The 9687-nt window shown below is 67.0% G+C and carries 18 protein-coding genes; 8 read left to right on the forward strand and 10 right to left on the reverse strand.

Annotation, left to right across the window (positions count from 1 at the left end):
- The first annotated feature begins 82 nt into the window (after positions 1-82).
- A complete protein-coding gene (locus tag VIU94_RS21705; RefSeq protein WP_331913514.1) occupies positions 83-286 on the forward strand; it encodes a hypothetical protein in 204 nt (67 codons plus the stop codon).
- On the opposite strand, the gene VIU94_RS21710 is transcribed toward VIU94_RS21705, so the two are convergent.
- On the reverse strand, positions 271-570 hold the full coding sequence (locus tag VIU94_RS21710; RefSeq protein WP_331913515.1) for a DUF8825 domain-containing protein: 300 nt from the start codon (positions 568-570) through the stop codon (positions 271-273). The two genes, VIU94_RS21705 and VIU94_RS21710, sit on opposite strands and share 16 nt — an antisense overlap.
- 82 nt (positions 571-652) lie before the next feature.
- Between VIU94_RS21710 and VIU94_RS21715 the strand changes: the two genes are divergently transcribed.
- The 4 genes from VIU94_RS21715 to VIU94_RS21730 all read left to right on the forward strand — a co-directional run bounded on the left by VIU94_RS21715 (position 653) and on the right by VIU94_RS21730 (position 2966).
- Positions 653-814, forward strand: a complete 162-nt coding sequence (locus VIU94_RS21715) for a hypothetical protein (RefSeq protein WP_331913516.1) — start codon at positions 653-655, stop codon at positions 812-814.
- Between the two features lie 61 nt (positions 815-875).
- A complete protein-coding gene (locus tag VIU94_RS21720; protein ID WP_331913517.1) occupies positions 876-1322 on the forward strand; it encodes a lamin tail domain-containing protein in 447 nt (148 codons plus the stop codon).
- 68 nt (positions 1323-1390) lie between these two features.
- A complete protein-coding gene (locus tag VIU94_RS21725) occupies positions 1391-1990 on the forward strand; it encodes a GntR family transcriptional regulator (RefSeq protein WP_331913518.1) in 600 nt (199 codons plus the stop codon).
- A 343-nt stretch (positions 1991-2333) separates the two neighbouring features.
- A complete protein-coding gene (locus VIU94_RS21730) occupies positions 2334-2966 on the forward strand; it encodes a hypothetical protein (protein WP_331913519.1) in 633 nt (210 codons plus the stop codon).
- A 143-nt stretch (positions 2967-3109) separates the two neighbouring features.
- Here the strand turns inward: VIU94_RS21730 and VIU94_RS21735 are convergent, their stop codons facing one another.
- The 4 genes from VIU94_RS21735 to VIU94_RS21750 form a co-directional block, all read right to left on the reverse strand.
- Positions 3110-3358, reverse strand: a complete 249-nt coding sequence (locus VIU94_RS21735; RefSeq protein WP_331913520.1) for a hypothetical protein — start codon at positions 3356-3358, stop codon at positions 3110-3112.
- Between the two features lie 101 nt (positions 3359-3459).
- Positions 3460-3819, reverse strand: coding sequence for a hypothetical protein (locus tag VIU94_RS21740; protein WP_331913521.1), 360 nt, complete (start codon positions 3817-3819; stop codon positions 3460-3462).
- Positions 3819-4190: a hypothetical protein gene (locus tag VIU94_RS21745; RefSeq protein WP_331913522.1), complete on the reverse strand. Its 372-nt coding sequence runs from the start codon at positions 4188-4190 to the stop codon at positions 3819-3821. Before VIU94_RS21745 ends, VIU94_RS21740 begins: the two co-directional genes overlap by 1 nt.
- A complete protein-coding gene (locus VIU94_RS21750) occupies positions 4187-4447 on the reverse strand; it encodes a DUF2283 domain-containing protein (protein ID WP_331913523.1) in 261 nt (86 codons plus the stop codon). Before VIU94_RS21750 ends, VIU94_RS21745 begins: the two co-directional genes overlap by 4 nt.
- 429 nt (positions 4448-4876) lie before the next feature.
- Between VIU94_RS21750 and VIU94_RS21755 the strand changes: the two genes are divergently transcribed.
- The 3 genes from VIU94_RS21755 (at position 4877) to VIU94_RS21765 (ending at position 7514) form a co-directional block, all read left to right on the forward strand.
- Positions 4877-5911, forward strand: coding sequence for a hypothetical protein (locus VIU94_RS21755; RefSeq protein WP_331913524.1), 1035 nt, complete (start codon positions 4877-4879; stop codon positions 5909-5911).
- Positions 5912-5971: 60 nt separating this feature from the next.
- On the forward strand, positions 5972-6553 hold the full coding sequence (locus VIU94_RS21760; protein ID WP_331913525.1) for a class F sortase: 582 nt from the start codon (positions 5972-5974) through the stop codon (positions 6551-6553).
- 70 nt (positions 6554-6623) lie between these two features.
- Entirely contained in the window at positions 6624-7514 is an 891-nt protein-coding gene (locus tag VIU94_RS21765) for a hypothetical protein (RefSeq protein ID WP_331913526.1), read from the forward strand.
- Between the two features lie 127 nt (positions 7515-7641).
- On the opposite strand, the gene VIU94_RS21770 is transcribed toward VIU94_RS21765, so the two are convergent.
- Genes VIU94_RS21770 through VIU94_RS21790 form a run of 5 tightly spaced genes read right to left on the reverse strand, consistent with a single transcriptional unit; the run spans position 7642 to position 9619 of the window.
- Positions 7642-7836 carry a hypothetical protein gene (locus tag VIU94_RS21770; protein WP_331913527.1) on the reverse strand — a complete coding sequence of 65 codons (195 nt, stop codon included), beginning with the start codon at positions 7834-7836 and terminating at the stop codon, positions 7642-7644.
- 58 nt (positions 7837-7894) lie between these two features.
- Positions 7895-8722 (reverse strand): peptidoglycan recognition protein family protein, encoded by an 828-nt coding sequence (locus tag VIU94_RS21775; RefSeq protein ID WP_331913528.1) that lies wholly within the window; start codon positions 8720-8722, stop codon positions 7895-7897.
- Complete coding sequence (locus tag VIU94_RS21780) at positions 8722-9042, reverse strand: putative phage holin (RefSeq protein WP_331913529.1); 321 nt, start codon at positions 9040-9042, stop codon at positions 8722-8724. The genes VIU94_RS21775 and VIU94_RS21780 overlap by 1 nt, the downstream gene beginning before the upstream one ends.
- Positions 9039-9245, reverse strand: coding sequence for a DUF7620 family protein (locus VIU94_RS21785; RefSeq protein ID WP_331913530.1), 207 nt, complete (start codon positions 9243-9245; stop codon positions 9039-9041). The genes VIU94_RS21780 and VIU94_RS21785 overlap by 4 nt, the downstream gene beginning before the upstream one ends.
- Positions 9242-9619, reverse strand: a complete 378-nt coding sequence (locus VIU94_RS21790; RefSeq protein ID WP_331913531.1) for a hypothetical protein — start codon at positions 9617-9619, stop codon at positions 9242-9244. The genes VIU94_RS21785 and VIU94_RS21790 overlap by 4 nt, the downstream gene beginning before the upstream one ends.
- Positions 9620-9687 lie beyond the last annotated feature (68 nt).

The following is a 9687-nucleotide window of genomic DNA, read 5'->3' on the forward strand; positions in this document are numbered from 1 at the left end:
GCCCCGGTCCCGCTTCTCTGCGGGCCGGGGCTTCCTCATGTCCACCGTGAGACGTTTTGTCCGTATTTCGTATCCTGTGCGCGTGGCAGTGTGGCGCGGACCTCGGGGACTCCTCATAGAGGTGATCGTCCTCGACCGCTCCCCGCTCTACCGCGTCAGCCAGTTCGTGAACGGCCGCCGCTACCACCTCGCCTACGAGCACGATGTGGCGGGCGTAGCCGAGCATGTGGACCTCGCGGACCTGGTCGAGGTGCTCGCGTTCCCTGGCCGTCAGACGGCATCCTGAGGGGCGCCGCCCCGGGCGGCTTCCCGTAGCGCCGCCTCGGCTGCTCTGGGCCCACCGTCTCCGTCCCACCGTTTGGCCGCCAGGAGCACCCACAGGGCCTCCATGCGGGCCCGCCTCGCCTCCTGCAGCTCGGCTCTCTGCTCGTCGCTGATCTCCGCCTCACCGGCTGCGACGGCGACGCTGGACGGCAGCGCGTCGGCGATGCGCTGGCATTCGGCGTCAGTTCGGTCGAATGCCTGCTGGGCTGCGATCGCTTCTGGTGGCGGTGGAGTTGTGTCGGCCATGGCTGTTCTCCCCGTTCGTAGTTCGAGGGGATCCTACGGACTCGCCTGCAAGCGATCACGCAGCAGGTCCACCATGTGCGTCATGGACGCGGAGGAGATGGACGAGGCCATGGCTCAGGTACGGCTACGGGCCGCCCTGGAGGAGTACATAGAGGAGACGGAGGAGGTGCCGCCTGAGGTGAGTGCGGCGGTGCGGAAGTTGTTCCCGGAGCGGGCCTGTCCGGATCCGGACAGCACTGAGTGACAACCTGATCACCCGTTGCGTCGTCTCACTCTTGTCACGTTCCATCCCCCGAGGAGATCCGTTGCTCACACGTCTCGTCCCCGCCGCCGCTGCCGGGGTTGTCGCTACCGCTCTCGTCGCCTCGCCGGCGCAGGCCGCCACACCGGCCGTCATGTTCACGAAGGTGTACTACGACTCGCCGGGCTCCGACCGTGGCGGTAACACCAGCCTGAACGGCGAGTACGTGGTGGTGAAGAACACCACGCGCAAGGCGATCCAGATGGAGCAGTGGGTCCTACGGGACAAGAACGGCTTCAAGTACCGCTTCCCGCGCTTCACGCTGAAGCCGGGCAAGCAGGTCACCGTACGGTCCGGGCAGGGCAAGGACTCCTCGACCACGCTGTTCTGGCAGCGCAAGTGGTACGTGTGGAACAACACCGGCGACACGGCAGGCATCTACCGGGGCTCCGACCTGAAGCGCATCGACGTGTGCTCGTGGAGTCGCGGAGTCTGGACAAACTGCAAGTAGGAAGGTAACGACACCTTGCTGTTCACCGATGCAGCAAGGTGTCGACCTTCCAATTCGTCGCTTCTCTCGTGTCCTCGCTTGCGTGGCCCGTCGCGCTTGTCGCAGCGGTGTTCATATTGCGCAAACCCCTCACCGCCGCTTTCGCTCGGCTCCGTAAGGTCGAGGCGTTGGGTGTGTCCGCCGAACTAGAAGCGGTTGAGCAAGCCCGCGAAGACGTTGAGCAAGAGCTCGCCAAACCTGAGCGCGACGTAGACGAACTGGTTGAACGTGCGACGGAGTTCGGTTGGCATCTGGGTAGGGCCGCTCCTGACATCCCTCCCAGTGTGCAAGTTGACAGGTCCAGCGACGCACCGAAGGTGCGCTCTTCCGTCGAAGACGTCCTCGGCCGATATCTGGAAGAAACGCGGCTGAGCTCGTACCCATGGAAGGAGGTCGCGGACCGCCTGGAAGCGGCGATCTCCTCCGGAGACTTCACGGCGGGCGAGCCGTTTCTCACCGATAGGCAGATAGCGTTCGATTACCGCGTCGACTTCAACACAGCTCGTCGCGTACTCCATGAACTGCGCAGGCGGGGTCTGATCGTCAGAGAGCCCACCGTCGGCAACATCGTCGTCCCTCAGATGCCGAAGTCCCCCCAAGCGGAATCTTCACCATCGACCGTCGACTGATCGCCCGGTCAAGACACGGACTAACGGCGAGATCCTTCGCGCCCGTACAGACGTTCGGGTCGGAGTAGGCTTGGAAACGACGAAAGCCCCGGCGGTAACCGGGGCCTGTCGGAAGTTCCGAGAGATCAGAACGTCTTGTCCAACACACATCGTACATCCCGCATGTGCGCTGCGCCGACCCCCCTTGGCGGAAACCTTCTGACCTCTCGGATCCCTACAGAGAGATCGGAAAGGTTCGTTGCCCAAGCCCCGACCGCAAGACCCGCCAGCGTCGGCGTTATTCGCAATCCAGCACTCGTACGTCTGGCTGCGCACATGGCGGAACGTCGTTGCACCGCCCTCCGTGAAACTGGTTGGCTTCTCCGCCGCCACCTTCAGCAACAGGCGCGGGCACAACGTGTACCCCGGCGTGAAGCTCCTGATGGCCATCACGGGCTACAGCAAGCCCTGCGTCGTCGAAGCCCTCGCAACCATGCGCCACCTCGGATTCATCTGGCGGGTTGAGTCCAACCGAGGAGCCGACAGCCACCTGGCGGATAAGTACCAGTTGTGTACGCCGCGGACGCTGAACCACGTGCCCATGCTCGACGCCGGCAAGGAGCCCGCGTTCGACTCGCTGAACCCCGTCGCTCAACAGATCGCCATCCGAATCGGTGTAGCGAAGCGCCTTGGGTGGTCAACTGAGGCAACCAGGGTGGTTAACTCAGTTGACCTCTGGTGGTTGTCTCAGTTGACAACAACTACACATTCCAACAACTCATCACATCATTCCGATCGACACGATCGGCACGATGCTGGCGCATCGCGGCAATATGACTTCAACGACGACGAGGACTGCTTCGACTACGTGTACGACCACGTACCGGACTTAGATCCGATGGAGTCATCGACCGTAGACGGCATGCTCTCCAGAGGCGCACACCCCAAGAGCATCGTCAACGCGATCCTCGCGGGTCGCCGCAACCCCGCCGCTTAGGGTCAGCAACGACGAAGACGCCCCCGCCCCAGTCCGTGAGGACCAGGACGGGGGCGCTCGTCTTTGATGAGTTCGCTTCGGTGACGCGCTGACTGCTCAAGTCCGCTGGTCAAGCATTTTGATGGCTATTTGATCTTTGCGGGTCACGCCTGCTTCCACGAGATCAGCTCCTCGCCCATCAGTTCCATGGCCCGCCTGTCGAGCCGCTCGAACAGAGCCACAATCTCGGGCGTCAGCTCGTGGCAGGTGAAGTTGCACGCGTCGGATCCGCCGTACACGCACTGCCCGTTACAGCCGTGGACGCAGTCGTCCAGGTCGTACAGCGAGTCCTCCGGTGAGTTCCAGTCTTCCCATGCGCGGGAGAACCGCCACTCGCCTGCTTCCCGCTCCACGTCTCGCTTCTCTCGCGTTCGTTCCACCTTCGCCGCCCTCGGGCCGTTGCAGCAGGAGCAGGGGACGCGGTCCCACACCTGACGGCCGAGCATGCGCGTCATCACGCCTCCCGCTCTGCCTTGAGCCGCTCCAGTCGGGCCCGTAGCTCGTCGAGGTCGTCCACCTTGGCTGGCTGTTTGCGGCGCTCCTCCGCGCCGGCCAGCATGGCGGCGACTCCGGCGTCCCATTCCGCCCACGCCTCCTCGGGGCGCAGCGACGGCCAATCCACCGCCAGGATCACTACCTGCTTGGTTGGATCCACCTCGACGACGGACCCTTCTCCTCGTAGCCCGGACTCCGGCTCGTACACGGTGACTGCCTGGCCGATGTGGAGGTCGGCCGCGTCGCCGTCCACGTCGTCGAAGTCTGCGAGCGTCCGGTTGCCGCGCACCCGGATGTTCAGGTCGATCCGTACCCGCATCACGCCTCCCGGACGACGTGCCACACCTTGCGGTGCTTGAACGACTCGAAGTCGCCGGACCTAGCCTGCTGCTCCAACTCCTCGTAGGTGAGACCGATGGAGGCGAGCGCACGGTTCTTGGCTGCCTCCCACTCCTCGGCGGAGAGTTCGATCACCTCAACCTCGTCCATCGCGGCGCACTCGTCGCACGGCTCCATACGGAGCGGCCCCGGCTTCCAGAACACGATGAACGCGCCCAGGGGCGGGATGACCGCAGCGATCGACGGGTTGCAGTACTCGTCAGTGCCACGGAACACGCGAGGCAGCCACCAGCGGGTGAGCTGGGTCGGCGACCACCACATCAGCCGCTTGAACAGGATGATCTGCTTCACGTCCACGCTCCCTGCTTGCCGGACCGGATGTACATCGACAGCAGCAGGCGTGTGTCCTCGTCCGAGAGCGGATATCGGGCCATGACTCGGTCTATCGCCCACGCCCGGTCGGGAGCGATCACCTCGATACCGACCAGCTGGCCCTGAGCGTCCACGTCCACCGTGGTCAGGTCTTCGATGGAGTGGGTAGCCGTGACGGGTTCGCTGGTGATCGTCACGTATAGGGCGTCAGCGTCGAGGTCGTGGTCGAACCGCATCGCGTCTCCGAACTGGAAAGCATCTCTTTCAGGTTAAAAAGGGGCCGGGCGGCCCGAAAGCAACCCGGCCCCGTAGTCCCGCCGCTCTACCGCCGTCAGGGCGGGTGCTACGGCGTCCCGCAGCAGAGGCGGACCTTGCCGGGTGTTGAGGTCCCCTGGACCTCTCACCGGCCTTGCTAGACACCGGACTCGGGACATTGCCGTCGTCCGGGTGGGGCAGCCCCGGCACCCGGCATTCCGGGGCGAGGCCACAGGCTCATCGTACGCCGCCGACTTGTACAAAATGGAGCGCTCAAGCGGAAGAACCTATACAAGGTGCACAATGGTTTGCGGCTGGCATGTCCTGATTCGCCAGAGAGGCGTGAGACATGCCGCGCCACAGACCGGCCCTACCCGAGGGCTGGCAATCCCGAGAGGGTGCACACCTCAATGATCAGCAGACTCGCGGCGACTCTCGCCGCTGGCGTGCTGGTAGCGACTGGACTGGCCACCAGCGCAACCGCCGCCGCCCCATTCACGGACACGGTCCGCATCGCCGGAAACTTCGACAACGGCGAGCACGGCTACTGGGCCCGCCCGACCTACAGCCGGACCGTCACCATCACCCCGTCGTCCGCCACGAACGTGTGGAACGTCGCCCTGCGCGACGCCGGCACCTTCACCACGATCCCCGGCGCCAAGTCCCCGCAGGCGGGCGTGACGCTCGGGAGCCCGGTCCGCGGCACGTTCTCCGGCACGTTCGACTTCACCGTCACCTCGGAGGCGGCGCCGACGGACGCGCTCGTGCGCAGCTACTACAACTTCGCGTGCGACGGAACGGTCCCCAACCGTGGCCGCTGTCCCGGCATGCCGCAGCCGACCGGCAACTGGCCCGCCCTGTACTTCCCCGCCGGCGCGCAGGTGAGTGCGGGCGCGTGGCGGTGGGAGTACCGCACCTGCGCCGAGCGATGGGTGAACGGATCGGCGGGCAACTCCGGCGACATCACCGGCAAGCGGTGCGACCGTACGGTTCACGCTGACGAGCCCACCGTGGTCCAGCCCGAGTGCGGCACCACCCGGGGCAAACTGGTCATCCCTTCCGACCGTGGCGTCACCTACCGGGCGTCCCGCGACAACGGCCGCTACCTCACCCTCCGGGCCGGTTCGTACGACGTCCGCCCGGCCGTCTACCGGGTGAGGGCGTACGCCTTGCCCGGCTACCGGCTGATCGGCGACCGGACGTGGCAGAAGACGGTGAACGAGGCCGAGCCCTGCCCGACCCCGACGCCCACCCCCACGGTGACCGTGGAGCCGACGCCCACGCCGACTCCGACGCCTGACCCGACCGACCCGGACGCCACCGAGGAGCCCGAGCCGGAGCCGGTCCCGACCGTCACCCAGACGAACACCCGCGTGGTCGTCGTCAACAACATCCCGGTGCCCAGCAGGGTGGACACCGGACTCGGCGGCCTCGCCCGTCGCTAACCCCTCCAGGGCTGGACTGCACTCGCGGCAGTCCAGCCCTTCTCTCGTCTGGAGCCCCCTATGCGTCGTCTCGCCGCCGTAGCCGCCTGTCTGGTCCTCGTGTCCGGGTGTGGCGCGGAATCGCCCCCAGCGCCGTCTGAGCGCCCCCGTCTCGCGGTCCAGCCGCCCCCGCCAGCCACACCGTCCACGCCCGCCCGGGTGGACGTCGCCGTCCCCGTGCGTATCCGTATCCCGTCCATCGGAGTGGACGCCCGCATCGTCCGCGTCGGGCTCAAGAGGAACGGCGACATGGAGACGCCCTCGTTCGGCCGCGCCGGCTGGTACGAGAAAGGACCGCGCCCGGGCGAGGACGGGCCCGCTGTCGTCGTCGCCCACGTAGACAGCCGCACCGGGCCCGACGTGTTCGCCCGCCTCAAGGCCCTCAAGAAGGGCGCGGCCATCAAGGTCACCGACAAGGCGGGCAAGACGTTCGAGTTCGTGGCCGGGCGGAAGCAGCAGACCGCCAAGACGGCGCTGCCCGCCAAGCAGATCTGGGGAGAGACGGACGGGCCCGCCCTGCGGCTCATCACCTGCGGAGGCGCGTTCGACAAGGCAACCTCGCACTACACGGCGAATGTCATCGTGTGGGCCGACGCCGCCTGATCGGCCTCCGTGAACCTCGCCCGCACCTCACAATGGGAAGGCGAGCAATCAACCCCTCAAGGAGCCACCGATGAGCCGCATCTACTTCCACTCACCCAGCGGCGAGGCCGAAGTGCTCGGCGCGGAACGCTCGCATGTGCACCTCCTGGTCAACGACACGAGCGCAGAGCGGATCACCCGGCACCCGAACTCCTACAGGGAGCCCCTGCGTGAACTCACCCGCGACAGCCATCTGAAGCCGCAGAGCCGGATGATCGACCAGCAGTTTCTCCAGGACTTCATCCTCTCCTTCCGGGTGCGTGGGGACGGAAGCCTGCTCGCCTGGCGCGGGCATGCGCTCGACGCCTTCGCGCTGGCGCTGAACACCGCCATCGATTGGAGCGGCGAAAGCATGCGCCTCGTCGCCCGCCTGGACGGCCAGTGCGAGATCCACTCCTACGTCGAGGGCAAGAACCGGGCGTGGCTCGCAGATCGCATCCAGGACGCGCTGGATTACGAGATGTTGCGGCCCGGCATGGGATGGGAGTCCCCACCTGAAGCATGCCATGCGAGAGGTCCTGGCGTGATCCCTCTGCTGCGCTCCCGCGACGACGAGCCTGTGGTGCTGTCGTACTCGGTGTGCGACAGCTTCCCGTACGCCGCGCACGTCGTGATGCCCCTGCCTCCGGAGGACTGGAGGCCGGACGGCTGGACCGAACAGGAGTGGGCCGACCTCGACGAAGACGCCCGAGACGACTACCGGGACGAGTGCAGGATCGACACGTTCGGCAACCTGCCCGAGCAAGAGCAGTGGGCGCGCGGCATGGACTGGCTGCGCGAGCGATCCCAGACCATGAGACTCGAACTGCGACCTGACGACTGGCGCGACTACCGATTCGGCCACAGGCTATCCCTGCTGGACCTGGAGCGCGCCGACTGGCGCGACCGAGTCGAGACCGCGCTCAGCCTCGTACCGTCCTGACTCCTGCAACACGAAAGACGCCCGCCTCCCCACCCGAAGGTGGAGAGGCGGGCTCATGTGGTGCCCCATGGCCGGAGCCAGCGCCTAAGGCGCACTCAATCGGGGCTGGTTGAAGTCTGCCGCCAGCCTACCGCTGGCGCGGCTCCGAGCGCTCCGCGTTCGGTACTGCGTACACGATGCCCAGCGCGCCGAGAACGGCAAGGGCGATCGTCACCCACTCGCCAGTCACGATGACGCTGTCGTCCATCGCGGTGACGAGCGCAGCCGCCCCAGCGGACGCAGCCGCGACGATGGACTTCGCGGCGCTACCTACTCTGATCATTCGCCCCTCCATGGGACAGCCCGCCTAAGGGATGGCGGGACGCATAAGGAAATGGAAGTCAGGACACGCGTACGAGCGCGCCCCACGTCAGGGGCCCGACCAGCGCGTCCACGTCGAGCTTCTTCAGCTTCTGGAAGCCGCGGACCAGCCCGGCGAACTCGTCGTCGTACTTCGTCCGCTCCAGCCACGCCTTCAGACCCGCCGTGGCGTACAGGCTTTCCGGCACGTAGCCGCGGGCGAACAGCAGGCTCCGGGCGGTCTTCACGTCGTAGTTGTCGTCGCCCGGCCGCAGCAGGGGCAGGTCCTTCAACAGGGTCTCCGTCCATGAGGTCTTGGCGGGGCTCGGGTCGGCCGGCGCGGGCTTGCCCTTGAGGAGGGCGGCCACGTCTTCCCGGAAGTGGTTCATGTTGACGCCGTGCGGGTCCGGCTTCTGCGTGTTGACCTCCTTGTGGCCCTTCACGCGGGAGGCGGTCAGCCCGAACTCGCGGCACAACTCCGCGCACAGTTTCCGGTATGCGTCGAGCTGGATGTCGGGCCACGGCTGCTTGCCGTTGTTCTCCGCCTCGATACCGAGCGACCGGGAGTTGGTGTGGTTCGCCGACGTCGAGGGGGCGTTGTGCCAGCATCGCCCGGCCGCGATCACGTAGATGGTGCCGTCGCGGCCGAGCCCGAACTGCGACAGTGGCCCGTCCAGCCCCGGCCTGCCGTCCCGCACCACCGCGAGCGACGGATAGTTGCCGCCGCCCGCCGGGCCCGCGGTGTGGTGGCAGACGACGCCGCGGACTTCGGGCTGAGGCCCATGCCCGCGCGTCTTCCAGCCGGACACCTCGACCACCTTGTGGCCGGTACGCCGGGCCACCGCGGCAAGCTGCGTCAGGTACGGCATCAACGCTCCTTCGTGTGCTCGCGGCGCTTAGCGCGCCAGGTCCGCAGGATGATGGCCAGCCGCCACCCGAGCACCGGGGGCAGGCAGGCGAACGCGGCGAACCGCATCAGCAGCACGAGCGGGCTGTCGGGCACCCACACCCGCAGCGCCCACAGGCACAAGACGGCCGCCAGGACGCTCTGGAACGCCATCACATGCCGGCCGCCCGGCGTCTCCCACCAGCGGGCCAGCAGCGCCTGCGCGGCCACGCACGCGAGCGCCAGCAGAGCGGTCACGATCAGGAGCACGTTCCCGATCAGGAACAGCGGGCCGGACGTCATCCGACACCCCCGAACGCGTCGTCGAACAGCCGGTCGAAGCCGTTCTGCTCCCGCAGCCGGCGCAGCCGGTCAGCGAGGGACAGGGATTTGCGGGCGCGTTCACGGGCCCGCTGCATGTCCTCCTCGGCGCGCCGCTGAGACTCCTCCGCTGCTTGTCTAGCCTCGTCGATGTCGGGCAGCCTTCCGTCGTCGCGTTCGGTCATGAGCCCGCCGCCCCGATTTGCCGTGACCGCATCTCCGCCAGCAGCGCAGCCGCCACCTGGGCTCCTTCTGTGCTGGCCAGCAGCGCCGCCCGGATCTCTTCGGCGTGCGCGCGGCGCGTCAGGTCGTGTGCCTCACACTCACGCACATACAGTTGCCGCCACTCCGAGGCGTCCTCGGCCGCCTCCATGACGCGTTCATCCCGGTCGGCGATGACCTGGGCGATGCGGGCGTCACGGTCGGCTCTGACGTCGTCCAGGGTGGAGCGCGGCACCAGCGTTGAGGGGGCGAGGTTGCCTCGGAACACCAGCCAGAGGACAGCGAGCAGGACGCCCAGGGCCCCTAGCTGCACGACGGGGATTTGCGCCCACTCCACTCACGACCTCCACTAGTTGATCAACGGGTTGGGGGTGGCCGCCCGCGTGTCCCTTTACCGACGCCAGC

The sequence above is a fragment of the Streptomyces sp. genome (genome assembly GCF_036566765.1).
GTDB lineage: Bacteria > Actinomycetota > Actinomycetes > Streptomycetales > Streptomycetaceae > Streptomyces.